Below are 13,679 nucleotides of genomic sequence, written 5' to 3'. Positions count from 1 at the left end.
GCCCACCCTACGATCTGTGCTTACACGACTACTTCATGTGCCGTGCCTCGCGGGCGGGCGCGGCGCTCCGGCGGGCGGACCGGGACGTATTCGACGGCGAGATAATGTTCCGACACGGTGACGCGTTCGATGATCGTCGTTTCGACGGTCACTTCATCAACCGTCACTTCTTCAGCCGCAACCGGAAGCGGCGTCTCTTCGTCAATCTCTTCAGGAGCAAGCGGCGGCGATTTGACCTCTGGAAACACACCGAATTCGCCCGCTACCTCCTGGAGCGGCTTCTGCTTGTCGGCCCAGTGCAAGGCCGTGTAGTCGAAGCCGTGCACGATGGTGGGTTTGACGATTTCGAAATAGGGCGAGATGTCGAAATCGCGTGGCATGTAGAGCGAGGAATCGCGGATGTGCAGGATCTCGCGCCGGGCCTTGCGTGAGGCGGCGCGGGTGATCTTGGGCAGGATCGGGTAGCGCACCGCGTCGAACGCCTGCGCGATCAGCGCCGAGCAGATGATTTTTGTGGGATCGCCGGAGCCGAACGCGATCATGCGCCGGCGCCAGCGCTGCGGCACCGGCAGCGGGATCAGGAAGCGCATCAGGTCGACGATGTTCTTGGTGTCGTAGCCAAAGCCGATGCGGTTGATGGCGTAGCGGCACACCGTGGTGCGGTCCTCGTAGGACAGGCCGATCGGGCGGCAGAGCCGGGTGTGATAGGGATAATACTTCGACAGCGGCGCCGAGGTCACGCCTTCGCCGATATTGGCCTCGATCAGCACATGCGGCTCGCCGTCGGGTTCAAACGCGCCGTCGACCGGGCCGACGTAAAGCGCACCGTGCGACCAGGTGGATTGCGTCAGGTATTTGATGATGCCGGAAATGCGGTTGTTGCCTTCGACCAGCAGCACATCGCCAGGCTCGATGACGCCGCGCAGATGCTCGGGGTCGCTGGGTGTGAACGGCTCATAGCCCGGGACTTCCTTCTGCAGGTAGCCCGCAATCACCTGGCCGATCGTATCGAGCATTACGCCCATGAAACTCCCCCAGAGCGGCTTTTCTCCCGCTTTTTTTGTTTCCATATCATGGTCGCAAGCCGTTTCAATTTAGTTCATGCGCCAACCGGATCAATCATGATTGATTTACCATGAGTGTTGCTGCGTCACGTGAGATGCGGCACAGTTCGCTAGCTGTTCTCGCTTCCTTCAGGCCCCGGAAACCATGACATGACAATGACCCGCCGCACCTTCCTGTCGGCGTCCGCAGGTCTGGCAGCGGTTCCGGTTTTTTGCGGGGTGCGTGCGGGGGCCGCGCCATTGCCGCGGGAAGCTGACATCGTCGTGATCGGCGCGGGTGCGGCCGGCATTGCTGCGGCGCGGCGGATCATGGCGGCGAACCGCAAGGTGATCGTGGTGGAGGCGTCAAACCAGATCGGCGGCCGCTGCCAGACCGACACCGCGAGCTTCGAGGTGCCGTTCGATCGCGGTGCGCGCTGGATGCACAATCCCGAGACTAATCCGATGATCAAGCTGGCGCGCGCCGCAGGCCTCGAGATCACGACCGCGCCCTCGGGACAGAAGATGCGCATCGGCCGCCGCAACGCCCGCGCCGGCGAGACCGAGCAATTTCTCGCCGCGCTCGTGCGCGCCAACCGCGCCATCGACGAAGCCGCGCGGCGGTTCGATGTCTCCTGCGCCTCGGTGCTGCCAAAGGATCTCGGCGATTGGGCCGGCACGGCGGAGTTCGTGCTGGGGGCCAGTTTTTCGGGCAAGGATTTGAAAGATGTCTCCGTCGGCGACAAGTCGCGCGCGCAGGATCGCAACATCGCGATCGGCTGTCGTCAGGGATTGGGCACGCTGATCGCAAAGCTTGGCGAGCAGGTGCCGCTGTCGCTGTCGACACCGGCCAACCGCATTGTCTGGAGCAACCGCGATGTCAGCGTGGAAACGCCGGAGGGTAGGATCACCGCGCGTGCCGCCGTGGTCACCGTGTCGAGCAATGTGCTGGCCGCCGGCAATATCAAATTCGCGCCTGACATCCCAAAGCGCATGCTGGACGCAGTTTCGAAACTGAGCCTCGGCAGCTACGACCGGATCGCCCTGCAGATGGCGGGCAATCCGTTGGGGCTGGCGCGCGATGACGTCGTCATCGAGCAGAGCAATTCGACGAAGACGGCGCTGATATCAGCCAATATCGGCGGGTCGTCTCTCTGCACCCTCGATGTCGGCGGCTCGTTCGGCCGCGATCTTTCCGCGCAGGGCGAGAAGGCGATGGTGGCGTTTGCGGTGGAATGGCTGACGAAGCTGTACGGCAGCGAGGTGGCGGCCGCGGTGAAGAAATCGAGCGCGACGCGCTGGAACGCCGCGCCGTTCGCGCTCGGCGCGATGTCGGCGGCCGGTCCCGGCGGGCAGTCCTCGCGAAAGGTTCTGACCGAGCCGTTCGGCTGCATCTATCTCGCCGGCGAGGCGACCCACGAAACGCTATGGGGAACGATTGACGGCGCCTGGGAAAGCGGTGAACGCGCAGCGGAAGCAGCGTTGCGGCGGATCGGTGCATTGAAGGACCCGGAGCCGGAAGCACGGCCGGCGAAGCAGCGCCGGCGCGGGTCCTCGACCAACTGATGGCACGTCCCAAGGCACTGATCTCCTGGTCGAGCGGCAAGGATTCGGCCTTTGCGTTGCATGAGGTTGCGCGCGCAGGGCAGTTCGAAGTCGTTGGCGCGCTGACCACGGTGACCGAGACGTTCGGCCGGGTGTCGATCCACGGCGTACGGCAGGAGATATTGCAGGCGCAATGCGAGGCTGCTCGTTTGCCGCAGCGGATAGTGCCGATCCCCTATCCCTGTCCGAACGAGATTTACGAGGCGCGGATGGGCGAAGCGGTCGCGCAGGCCGTTGCCGATGGGATCACGCACATGATCTTCGGCGATCTGTTTTTGGCTGATATCCGCGCCTATCGCGAACAGAAGCTGGCAGGCACCGGCATCACGCCGGTGTTTCCACTGTGGGAGCGGCCGACGGCCGAACTGGCGCAGGCCATGATCGCTAGCGGGCTCGAAGCGCATATCGCTACCGTCGATCTGAAGAAGTTGCCGCCCGATTTTGCCGGCCGCACATTCGATGCAGCGCTGTTGGCCGATTTGCCCGAAGGCGTCGACGCTTGCGGCGAGAACGGCGAGTTTCACACCTGCGTGGTGGCAGGGCCGATGTTTTCACGGCGGCTGATGGTCATGGCAGGCGAACGCGTCGAGCGCGACGGTTATGCGTATTGCGATCTGGTGATGGGCTAGCGCAGGACTCGTAGGGTGGGCAAAGGCGCACTTGCGCCGTGCCCACCACAATGCGCACCGCGCACGGAAGGGTGGGCACGCTTCGCTTTGCCCACCCAAAGCGGCGTCAGCGCAGCACGCCGTCCAGCGCCGGCAGGCCGAAGATCACCGCGGCTGCGATCAGCGCGTAGCAGATCGAACGGAATACGGCTTCGCTGGCTTTGCCGAACAGTGACGCGCCGAACCAGACGCCGATGCCGTAGACGGGGCCGACCACCACTGCGAACTTGATCGCATCCATCGTGATCAATCCGGCCGCGGCGTAGCTGACGGCGGAAAAGAAATCCGACGCGCCGAAGAACAGCACGATATTGGCGCGTGCAATGACGGGGGCGATGGGCCGGCCGAGCCAGTAGCCGACGATCGGCGGGCCGCCGGTCTGGGCCAGTCCGCTGCAAAAGCCGGAGAGCCCGCCGATGCCGATCGCGACGGCTGCGTGGTCCTTGCCGCGATAGCGCCAACCGGAGAGCAGAAGCAGCAGCAATGAGAACACGAAGACCGAAATGATCCAGCGTGTTGTTACTGGCTCTAGCCGGCTAAGGAAGTATGTTCCGATGGGTACACCGATCAGTGCGCCGAGCACGATGATCGCGGTCGCCTTGCGGTCGGCCTTTTCCCACGCGCTCGGCAGCAGCGGCGCGGCGGCGACGAAATCGATGATCAGGAGCAGCGCCGCGACCAGTCGCGGGTCGGCGATGGAGCTTGCGAGCGGCATGAAGATCAGCGCTGAGCCGAACCCGGAAAATCCCCGCGCCGTACCCGAGACGAAGGCGACCGCGCAGATCGCGATCGCCGCGTTGATGCCGACGTCAGCCGGAATGAGCGCAGCGGGGTTCATGCGGCATCATGCCCGCAAGGTGCCGCCGGTCTTCTTCGTCACCTCGGCCACGATCTTCGCCGCTACTGCGTCTATCTCCTGGTCCGTCAGGGTTTTCTCCCGCGGCTGGATCGTCACGGCGATGGCGATCGATTTCTTGTTCGGATCGATGCCCTTGCCTTCATAGACGTCGAACACGCTCACGTCCGTGATCAGCTTTTTATCCACGCCCTGCGCTGATCGCACGATGTCGCCAGCCTTCACGCCGCGATCGACGATGAACGCAAAGTCGCGCGACACCGGCTGGAACGCGGAGAGTTCGAGCACGGGCTTGGCACGGGTGGCCTTTTTCTTGGCGTCGGGAATGCGGTCGAGGATCACCTCGAACGCCATCAAGGGCCCGTCGGCGCCGAGCGCTTCCAGCGTGCGCGGATGCAGCTCGCCGAAATAGCCCAGCACGTTCTGCGGCCCGATCTGGATGGTGCCGGAACGCCCCGGATGCAGCCAGCTTGCGCCGCCTTGCACGATCTGCAGAGCCTGCATTGGCGCGCCGGCGGCCGCGAGCACGGCAAACGCATCGGCCTTGGCATCGAGCGCATCTGATATGGCAGAGCCCGACCAGTGCCGGCCCATGCCCTTCGAGGACGCAAAGCCGTGGCGCACGCCTGAGGCCGCGACGAACTGGTTCTCGGGCTTGTCGCCCCTGAAGATCTGGCCGACCTCGAACAGCGCGACGTCCTGATAGCCGCGGTTGGCGTTGGCCTGCGCCGCCGCGACGAGGCCCGGCAACAGGCTCGGCCGCATGTCCGACAGGTCGGAGGCGATCGGGTTGGCGAGCGCGAGTTCGGCCTGGCCGCCGCCGAACAATTCAGCATGCGGCTTGGAAATGAACGACCAGGTCACCGCTTCCACCATGCCGCGCGCGGCCAGCGCGCGCTTGGCGCGGCGGTTGCGGAGCTGGATCGTGGTCAGGACCGGCTTGCGGGCGTCGTCGCCGCGCTCGAACGGCGTCATCGGCACCTTGTCGACGCCGACGATACGCACGACCTCCTCGACGATATCGGCCTTGCCGTGCACATCGCTGCGCCAGGAGGGGACAGCGACCTTCACCACCGGGCCGCTGCCGGCGACCATGAAGCCGAGATGGGCGAGAATGCGCCGCATCTCCACCAGCGGCACTTCGATTCCCGCCAGACGTTTGACCTCGCTCAGCGGGAAATCGATGATGCGGTCGTCGCCGAAGGACTTGCCGACGACGACCGTGTCCGACGGCGTGCCGCCGCAGAACTCCATGACGAGTTTCGTCGCGAGCTCCAGCCCCGGCACCATGAAGGCGGGATCGACGCCGCGCTCGAACCGATAACGCGCATCCGAATTGATGCCGAGCTTGCGGCCGGTCTGCGCGATGTTGATCTCGTTCCACAGCGCGGATTCGATCAGCACATCTGTCGTGTTCTCGTCGCAGCCGGAAGTCTCGCCGCCCATGATGCCGGCCAGCGATTCGACGCCGTGCTCGTCCGATATCACGCAGATCGAGGGATCGAGCGTGTAGGTGCGGCCGTCGAGCGCCAGCAGGCTTTCGCCGTCTTTGGCGCGGCGCACGGTGAGATTGCCGTTCACCTTCCTGGCGTCGAACACATGCAGCGGCCGGGCGCGGTCGTAGGTCATGAAGTTGGTGATGTCGACCAGCGCATTGATGGGCCGCAGCCCGATCGACGTTAGCCGCTTCTGCAGCCACTCAGGGGAGGGGCCGTTCTTGACGCCGCGCACCAGCCGCAGCGCAAAGCCCGGACACAGCGTGGCGTCTTCCACCGTCACCTTCACCGGACAGGGGAATTCGCCCTTGACCGGCTTGATGCCGGGATCGATGAGCTTGCCCATGTCGGCGGCGGAGAGGTCGCGCGCGATGCCGTGCACGCCGGTGCAGTCCTGGCGGTTCGGCGTCAAATTGATTTCGAGCACGGGATCGCCGAGGCCTGCCCATTCGGCATAGCCCTTGCCGATCGGCGCATCGGCCGGCAGTTCCATGATGCCGTCGTGATCCTCGGAAATCTCGAGTTCGGCCGCCGAGCACAGCATGCCGCGGCTCTCGACGCCCCTGATGGTGCCGACGCCGAGCGTGATGTTCTTGCCGGGGATGAACGTGCCGGGGGCTGAGAACACGCTGACGAGGCCAGCGCGCGCATTAGGCGCCCCGCAAACTACCTGCACCGGCGCAGCCCCGTTGCCGGTATCGACCATGCACACCCGCAGGCGATCCGCATTCGGATGCTGCTCGGCCGAGATTACCCGTGCGATGGAGAACGGTGCCAAGGCCTTCGCCTTGTCCTCGATGTTCTCGACCTCGAGCCCGATCATGGTGAGCTTGTCGGCAAGCTTGTCCAGTGGCTCGTCGGTGTCGAGATGTTCCTTCAGCCAGGAGAGCGTGAATTTCATGGTACGGTCCTAGAAAACTTCAACCAGACGAAAGCGTTCGCACATCAGCATCATGTCTTCGCGAAACTTGCCTTGCCGGTCGAAATAAGTGCGGTGCGCGCTGCGCCAGTAGTCGAGACTGCGATCGCCTTCGCCTTCTTCATAAGCAAAGGCGGCATCCACTTCGGGAAAGCGGCGATAGGTCACTTCGGTTGTTTCGATCACGCAAGCCGGCGTGCCACGTCCATCCAGCACGATCCACTGTTCGCCCGGCGTCGACGTGTTCGGCTCGTCCTCGGTCGAGCAAGTTGCGGTCTTGGCGCCCTTGATCACTAGGCCGAGCAACTCGTCGGCCAACCCCGGCCCGTCGCCGAAGGCGAACGAGCGCAAACCCTGATATTTCGCAGGGACAGCACTCACGTGCTCAATCCCCCGGCAAGCGTCGGGACATCGAGCGGCTTGAAGCCATAATGCGAGAGCCAGCGCACGTCGTTCTCGAACAATTGCCGCAGGTCGGCGATGCCGTATTTCAGCATCGCGATGCGGTCGATACCCATGCCCCAGGCAAAGCCCTGATAGACGTCGGGATCGATGTCGCAGGCGCGCAGCACGTTCGGATGCACCATGCCGCAGCCGAGAATTTCGAGCCAGTCCTCGCCTTCGCCGAAACGGATCTCGCCCTTGTCGCGCCGGCACTGGATGTCGACTTCGAGCGAAGGCTCGGTGAACGGGAAGAACGACGGGCGGAACCGCATGTTGATGTGGTCGACCTCGAAGAACGCCTTGCAGAACTCGTGCAGGATCCATTTGAGGTGGCCGAGATGCGACCCCTTGTCGATGACGAGGCCCTCGACCTGATGGAACTGCGGCGTATGCGTCGCATCGGAATCGATGCGATAGGTGCGGCCCGGGCAGACCACGCGGATCGGCGGCTTCTGCGACAGCATCGTCCGCACCTGCACCGGCGACGTATGCGTGCGCAACAGCATGCGCGAACCGTCTTCCCCTGGGTTGAAGAAGAAGGTGTCATGCATCTCCCGCGCCGGATGTCCCTCGGGGAAATTCAGTTTTGTGAAGTTGTAATCGTCGGTCTCGATGTCGGGACCTTCGGCGATCGCAAAGCCCATGTCGGCGAAGATCGTGTTGACCTCCTCGAAGACCTGGCTCAGCGGATGGATGCGGCCGGCTTCCGCGGGTGCCTCGCGCAGCTGCAGCGTGACGTCGATGGTCTCGGAGGCAAGCCGGGCATCGAGCGCCGCCGATTTCAGGATGTCGCGGCGCGCGGAAAGCGCCTGGGTGACCTTGTCCTTGGCGACATTGATCGCGGCGCCTTGCGTCTTGCGCTCGTCCGGCGACATCTTGCCGAGCGTGGCCAGCAATGCGGAGATCGAGCCTTTCTTGCCCAGTGCTGCGACGCGCACGGCTTCGAGCGCGGCTTCGTCGCCGGCGGCTGCGATATCAGCGAGGATGGTTTGTTCGAGTGTGGCGAGGTCGGTCATGGCAATCCTTGTTGACTAGGATGCTAAGCCGGCGCTCCTAGCCCGTCATGCCCGGGCTTGTCCCGGGCATCCACGTCTTACAGCGTTTGCGAAAGGGAAGACGTGGATGGCCGGAACATCTAGTGCGAAGACGCGCTTCGCGCTCTTGCCCGGCCATCACGACTTCAAAAACATCGCAGAAGAACCAACGCGGCCGTCGGTGCCTTTAGGCCGCCAGTGCGGCCTTGGCCTTCTCGGCGATCGCCTGGAACGCCGCGGGCTCGGTGATGGCGAGATCCGACAGCACCTTGCGGTCCACCGTGATGCCCGACTTCGAAAGGCCGTTGATAAAGACGCTGTAGGTCATGCCGAACGGACGTACCGCGGCATTGATGCGCTGGATCCAGAGCGCGCGGAACGTGCGCTTCTTGCGCTTGCGGTCACGGAAGGCATATTGGCCGGCCTTCTCGACCGCAGCCTTCGCGGCGCGGATGGTGTTCTTGCGGCGGCCACGGAAACCCTTGGCGGCCTTGTAGACTTTCTTGTGCCTGGCGTGAGAGGTCACACCGCGTTTGACGCGAGACATGACTGCTATCCTTGAATTTTAAATCGGTGATGGATCGCCGCGCGGACGCGGCCGGCTTTAGCGGGAATGCGAGCGCGATCAGGCGTTCGGCAAGAAGTACTTCTTGACGTTGTCGCCGTCGGTCTTGAACAGCACGCGGGTGCCGCGGAGCTGACGAATCTGCTTCTTGGTCCGCTTGATCATGCCGTGGCGCTTGCCGCGCTGGGCGTGCATCACTTTGCCGGTGGCAGTCACCTTGAAGCGCTTTTTAGCGCCTGACTTGGTCTTCAGCTTGGGCATTTGGCTCTCCTATGGGCCACAGAAAAATGCGCCCGAGGGGCGCTTTTGCGGCTTAAAATGCTCGTTAGAGCGTTGAAAGTGCTCAGGTTTTTTCGAAAACGAACCAACCCGCACGGACATCGACACGGCAGCCCTTGATCAGCCGGGCGATGAAGGTCGGGCTTATGGCAGATGAAGCGCCAATTGGCAACGATGAACCGCGGGGGGCGGTGCCGCTACCTACGCGATGATGTCGTTAACATCCCGGTCCGGAGCAGGAAGAAATGAGCCGTTTTCAGCGATCGACTGCCTATTCTAACGCTTTTCCCCGCCTGCGTACCCTGCGCTGGCTTCCCGTGTTCGCCGCGCTGGCCGCCATGGCCGCGCCTGATATCGTTGAGGCTGCGCCGAGGGGCGGCAAGGCCCTCAGAGCCTATGACGGCACCTGGAATGTGGTCTTCGCCACCACGCGGGGCAATTGCAGTTCCGGCTACAGCGTGCCCTTCACGGTTACCGGCAGCCGCGTTTCATCGGCCGGCGGTGGCAGGGTTTCCGGATCGGTCAATCGCGCCGGCGCGGTTGCGGTCCATGTTTCGGTTGGCGCCTCCAAGGCGAGCGGCGGAGGCCGGCTCGCCGGCACCTACGGCGCGGGCGCATGGCACGGCATCATCACCGGCGATCGCTGCAGCGGCACCTGGCAGGCCAGGCGGAGCTGAGCGCGTGAGCCCGTAGCCCGGATGTAGCGCAGCGAAATCCGGGGCCACCGTATCAGCGGATCGACCTGTCTCGGATTGCGCTTCGCTCCATCCGGGCTACGAGAAACGAAGACGGCCCGCCGGATGTCCGACGGGCCGCTTCACATCTAGCCAATTCAAATCAGCGCGGCGCCAGCACCATCACGACCTGGCGGCCTTCGAAACGCGCGTCCTGCTCGACCTTGGCGAACTCGGCGACGTCGGCCTTGACCTTGTCGAGAAGCTTGGTGCCGATCTCCTGGTGCGCCATTTCGCGGCCACGGTAGCGCAAGGTGATCTTGACCTTGTCGCCTTCCTCGAAGAACCGCTGCATCGCGCGCATCTTCACGTCGTAATCGTGATCGTCGATCATCGGCCGCAGCTTGATCTCCTTGATCTCGACGATCTTCTGCTTCTTGCGGGCCTCGGCGGCTTTCTTCTGTGCCGAATACTTGAACTTCCCGTAGTCCATAATTTTGCAAACGGGAGGATTGTTGTTCGGCGAAATCTCGACGAGATCCATGCCCGCCTCGAGGGCCATCTTGATGGCGACCACGGTCTCGACTGTTCCGTGGTTGAGGCCGGTCTGATCGATCAGCTGGATCTGCGCATTGCGGATATCATCATTGGTGCGCGGCCCGTCTTTGGTTGCAGCGGGCGGGGCTCTGTTGGGACGGCGAATGGGTAACTCTCCAAAGTTGTGAAAGGAAGGGCCGTAGTTTGAAGCAATACGCTGATAACAGCAAGCGAACTCACGGTCTGCGCCCGAAAACCGTCAAATGCGAGGCATTTCGGTCACTTCAGGCAAATATAGCTCGGCGGCCTGATGCGCAAGCAAAGTCCGGCCGCGCTTGACCGATGAAGCGGGCTCGCGGACAAAGCGGGGGGCGAGAGTGACAGATCCATGACCAATTCAGCACCAATCGACCAGGAACCGACCTTTATTGAGGTGGGGGAGGGCGATGGCCGCCGTCGGATCGCCGTGCGGGCCCGTGCCGGCAGCGGGCCCGGGCTGTTCTGGCTGGGCGGCTTCAATTCCGACATGCGGGGCACCAAGGCGCTGGCGCTGGACGCCTGGGCCGCGGAACATGGCCGCGCCTGTATCAGGTTCGATTATTCCGGCCATGGCGAATCGGGCGGCGCTTTCGTCGACGGCACCATCGGACGCTGGCTGGACGAGGCCATCGCCGTGTTCGAGCAGTTCTGCCGGGGGCCGCAGGTCGTGATCGGCTCGTCGATGGGCGGCTGGATGGCGCTGCTGCTGACGCGGGCGATCGCCAGGCGCGAGGCGGCGGGCGCGACACTCGCCGGGTTGGTGCTGATCGCGCCGGCGCCCGACTTCACCGAGCAATTGATGTGGAACAACTTCTCCGACGAGGTCCGCGAGGAGATCAGGACCAAGGGCGTGTGGATGCGGCCGTCGGAGTATGGCGACGGCGCGCCCTATCCGATCACACGCGCGCTGATCGAGGAGGGCCGCAACCATCTCCTGCTCGGCAGCGCCATCGAAGTCGGATGCCCGGTTCGCATCCTGCAGGGCGCTCAGGATCCCGACGTGCCCTGGCAGCACGCGTTTGCGCTGGCGCACCGCCTGCCGGCCGAGGACGTGGTGCTGACCATGATCCAGGACGGCGACCACCGCCTGTCGCGCCCACAGGATATTGCGAGGATTATGGCGGCGGTGGCGGAGATGGGGTGAGGTTTCTCTTCCTTCTCCCCTTGTGGGAGAAGGTGGATCGCTGACGCGAAGCGGCGGCGAGCCGGATGAGGGGTCTCTATCCGCGGAGACAGACCCCTCACCCGTCTCAATCGTGCTTCGTACGATTGATCCACCCTCTCCCACAAGGGGAGAGGGGAAGAGACAACGACTTCGGGAGAAAGCTGATGAACCCATCCACCATGCTCCGCGCCTTCTGCGACGCCGTCGAGCAGCGCAACGGCAAGGCTTTCTCGGAACTGTTCACCGAGGACGGCGTCTATCACGACGTGTTCTACGGCGCGTTCGAAGGCCGCGCCAAAATCGCCGGGATGATCGACGACTGGTTCTATCGCACGGCGACCGATTTCCGCTGGGACATGCATGACCCCGTCAGCGACGGCCATACGCTGTACGCGCGCTACACCTTCAGCTACCGCTCGACGCTGCCGGAAGCGAAAGGGGCGCGCGCGATGTTCGAGGGCGTCGCGATCATGCGGCTGCGCGACGGCAAGATCACGGAGTACCACGAGGTCGCCAACACCGCGCCGGCCTTCGTCGACATCAAGTTTGCGCCGGAGCGGATCGCCAGGATCGTTGCGAAACAGGGCGCGGCGCTGAAGGCGCGGCCGGAGATGAAGCGGCATTTGGCGGAGTGATCTGTCTCCACACCGTCATTGCGAGCGGAGCGAAGCAATCCATCTCGCGGCATAAAGAAAGATGGATTGCTTCGTCGCTTCGCTCCTCGCAATGACGGATGCGCCTACGGCGGCGGCACGTTGGTCATCGGCTTGCGCTGCGCGAGCGCCGCGACCGTCGACGTTCCGATCGGTCCCTGCTCGTCATAGAGCCAGCATTCGCCGATCGCGATGCCGTCGGTGGCGTGATGGTTGACCACGTCGAAGCCGACCCATGGCGTGACCGGAAGCCGGTGCAGATAGAGCGTGACGTCGCTGTTGATGTAGCCGAGCCCCTGATCGCCCGCATTGGCGAAGGGACTGGCGAAATCCGCACCTGTCGCGACATGCACGAAGGGCGACATCGGCACGCCCTCGACGAGTTCGCGCACCTCGCTCATCCACAATCGCCGCGGCCCGAGCGAACCCATGTGACCCGTGATTGGCCGCGTGGTCCATTTGCCGTTCATGCCGAGCCGGGGATCGGTGGGCTTTGGAATGTCCGCCGGCTTCGGCACTTCCCAGTTCGGCGGCGACCAGACGTTGCCCGGCGCGTTTTCCGTCTTGCGCAATAACTGGCAGGAGGCGCGCGCCATGCGGGTGCCGCCACTGATGAACTCGGCTTCCGCCACCTTGATGCGCAGGCCCTCGCGCACGAGCTTTGTCGTGACCTCGATCGGCGTCGTGGTGTTCGGCAGGCGGAACATGTCGACGGTGAGCCGCGCCGGTACGAAATCCTCGGAGCCGTGGCGCTGCTCGATCACATGCGCGAGCAGGCCGACAACGACGCGGCCGTGCAGGGAATTGGGGTCCCACGGACCATTGGAGACGGGCGTGGGCATGAAGGTGTCGCTGTCGCGATGATGCGTGAAGAAAGGCTGATTTTTTGTCATGGCGGGCGACCATGGCGGATTTTGCTCTGCCTGTCATCGTCCGCCTTGTGCGCAATTGCGCACTGGGGCGGACGGTCCAGTGCGCCCCCGGCATATCAGTTCATCCGAGATATCTGTCCGCTGGCGCCGTCGATCCTGACGTGGCCGAAGAACTGCATGCCGGCGGATGGCGGCAGGTTCTGGTTGCCTGGCCCTGGCGCCTTGATGAACTTCACTTCGGGACCGAAGGTGTTGTCGAGTTCGTTCGGACCGAACGTGCGTGCAGCGGCCCGGCGACGAACTCCCAAAATGGGTCGAGCTCCCCAAATTGCGCCCTGTCGGGATTGTAGTAGTGCGCGGCCGCATAGTGCACATCCGCCGTCAGCCACACCGTGTTGACGATATGCGCGAGGTCGCGAAACCGGACGCGGTAGAAGATCTCCTGCCCGGCAGGCAGGTTCTCCAGCAGCATTTTCGCGGCGAAGTCGCTTTCGGGCAGCGCCGCGATCGGCGGCAGCGTCCTCGCATTGGCAAAGGATTCCGACGTGGCGACCTCGACTAGCATTTGCGATGGACGGTCGGCGCGCGCCCACACCACGCCGCCGTCAGCGCCGACATCGCCGGATTGCACAGCAGACGTCACGATCGGCGGTCGGCGGCGCGGCTGAGATAAGGCATTGCCGTGACGCCGACGGCGCCAGTGCCCGCGAGGAAACGACGCCGGGAAATTGCGCGGAGACTCTGCGAGCAATCCTGAACGTCATATGCGAGCCTCTGTCCGGATCTGGCGCGCGGGTGCAGATGATAGCACCGGCAGACCTAGAAAGAAT

General features: G+C 63.8%; 14 protein-coding genes and 1 pseudogene. 5 read left to right on the top strand and 10 right to left on the bottom strand.

The annotated features are described in order from the left end of the window. Window positions 1–20 precede the first annotated feature (20 nt). A complete protein-coding gene (locus tag IVB22_RS40550) occupies window positions 21–1,025 on the bottom strand; it encodes a YiiX/YebB-like N1pC/P60 family cysteine hydrolase (protein ID WP_247522828.1) in 1,005 nt (334 codons plus the stop codon). 189 nt (window positions 1,026–1,214) lie between these two features. Here IVB22_RS40550 and IVB22_RS40545 point away from each other — a divergent pair, with 189 nt between their 5' ends. Continuing rightward, entirely contained in the window at window positions 1,215–2,609 is a 1,395-nt protein-coding gene (locus tag IVB22_RS40545; RefSeq protein ID WP_247522733.1) for an NAD(P)/FAD-dependent oxidoreductase, read from the top strand. Beyond that, complete coding sequence (locus IVB22_RS40540; RefSeq protein WP_247522732.1) at window positions 2,609–3,277, top strand: adenine nucleotide alpha hydrolase; 669 nt, start codon at window positions 2,609–2,611, stop codon at window positions 3,275–3,277. The genes IVB22_RS40545 and IVB22_RS40540 overlap by 1 nt, the downstream gene beginning before the upstream one ends. A gap of 106 nt (window positions 3,278–3,383) precedes the next feature. On the opposite strand, the gene IVB22_RS40535 is transcribed toward IVB22_RS40540, so the two are convergent. From IVB22_RS40535 to rpmI, 6 genes are all read right to left on the bottom strand, one after another. Then, window positions 3,384–4,154 carry a sulfite exporter TauE/SafE family protein gene (locus IVB22_RS40535; protein WP_247522731.1) on the bottom strand — a complete coding sequence of 257 codons (771 nt, stop codon included), beginning with the start codon at window positions 4,152–4,154 and terminating at the stop codon, window positions 3,384–3,386. A gap of 6 nt (window positions 4,155–4,160) precedes the next feature. Next, window positions 4,161–6,569, bottom strand: a complete 2,409-nt coding sequence (gene pheT, locus IVB22_RS40530) for a phenylalanine--tRNA ligase subunit beta (protein ID WP_247522730.1) — start codon at window positions 6,567–6,569, stop codon at window positions 4,161–4,163. Between the two features lie 9 nt (window positions 6,570–6,578). Further along, window positions 6,579–6,968 (bottom strand): ASCH domain-containing protein, encoded by a 390-nt coding sequence (locus IVB22_RS40525; protein WP_247522729.1) that lies wholly within the window; start codon window positions 6,966–6,968, stop codon window positions 6,579–6,581. After that, window positions 6,965–8,047, bottom strand: a complete 1,083-nt coding sequence (gene pheS / locus IVB22_RS40520) for a phenylalanine--tRNA ligase subunit alpha (RefSeq protein WP_247522728.1) — start codon at window positions 8,045–8,047, stop codon at window positions 6,965–6,967. Before pheS ends, IVB22_RS40525 begins: the two co-directional genes overlap by 4 nt. A gap of 205 nt (window positions 8,048–8,252) precedes the next feature. After that, the gene (gene rplT / locus IVB22_RS40515; RefSeq protein WP_108512729.1) at window positions 8,253–8,612 is read right to left on the bottom strand and encodes a 50S ribosomal protein L20; all 360 of its coding nucleotides are present in this window, start codon (window positions 8,610–8,612) and stop codon (window positions 8,253–8,255) included. Window positions 8,613–8,690: 78 nt separating this feature from the next. Then, window positions 8,691–8,891 carry a 50S ribosomal protein L35 gene (gene rpmI / locus IVB22_RS40510; RefSeq protein ID WP_008539890.1) on the bottom strand — a complete coding sequence of 67 codons (201 nt, stop codon included), beginning with the start codon at window positions 8,889–8,891 and terminating at the stop codon, window positions 8,691–8,693. A 263-nt stretch (window positions 8,892–9,154) separates the two neighbouring features. Here rpmI and IVB22_RS40505 point away from each other — a divergent pair, with 263 nt between their 5' ends. Further along, window positions 9,155–9,586, top strand: a complete 432-nt coding sequence (locus IVB22_RS40505) for a hypothetical protein (protein WP_374207861.1) — start codon at window positions 9,155–9,157, stop codon at window positions 9,584–9,586. Window positions 9,587–9,746: 160 nt separating this feature from the next. Here IVB22_RS40505 and infC read toward each other — a convergent pair whose 3' ends face one another. Next, the gene (gene infC / locus IVB22_RS40500; RefSeq protein WP_057849055.1) at window positions 9,747–10,286 is read right to left on the bottom strand and encodes a translation initiation factor IF-3; all 540 of its coding nucleotides are present in this window, start codon (window positions 10,284–10,286) and stop codon (window positions 9,747–9,749) included. A gap of 222 nt (window positions 10,287–10,508) precedes the next feature. Between infC and IVB22_RS40495 the strand changes: the two genes are divergently transcribed. Together IVB22_RS40495 and IVB22_RS40490 are read left to right on the top strand one after the other, a co-directional pair. Next, window positions 10,509–11,303, top strand: a complete 795-nt coding sequence (locus tag IVB22_RS40495; protein ID WP_247522727.1) for a carboxylesterase — start codon at window positions 10,509–10,511, stop codon at window positions 11,301–11,303. Between the two features lie 185 nt (window positions 11,304–11,488). Then, a complete protein-coding gene (locus IVB22_RS40490; protein WP_247522726.1) occupies window positions 11,489–11,959 on the top strand; it encodes a nuclear transport factor 2 family protein in 471 nt (156 codons plus the stop codon). A 104-nt stretch (window positions 11,960–12,063) separates the two neighbouring features. On the opposite strand, the gene IVB22_RS40485 is transcribed toward IVB22_RS40490, so the two are convergent. Together IVB22_RS40485 and IVB22_RS40480 are read right to left on the bottom strand one after the other, a co-directional pair. Continuing rightward, complete coding sequence (locus IVB22_RS40485) at window positions 12,064–12,870, bottom strand: acyl-CoA thioesterase domain-containing protein (protein ID WP_247522725.1); 807 nt, start codon at window positions 12,868–12,870, stop codon at window positions 12,064–12,066. A gap of 107 nt (window positions 12,871–12,977) precedes the next feature. After that, a pseudogene (locus IVB22_RS40480) lies at window positions 12,978–13,578 on the bottom strand (PhoD-like phosphatase N-terminal domain-containing protein); the annotation flags it as partial. Window positions 13,579–13,679 lie beyond the last annotated feature (101 nt).

Source organism: Bradyrhizobium sp. 190, from assembly GCF_023073415.1.
Taxonomy (GTDB): domain Bacteria; phylum Pseudomonadota; class Alphaproteobacteria; order Rhizobiales; family Xanthobacteraceae; genus Bradyrhizobium.
This window is presented reverse-complemented; position numbering and strand designations above follow the sequence as displayed.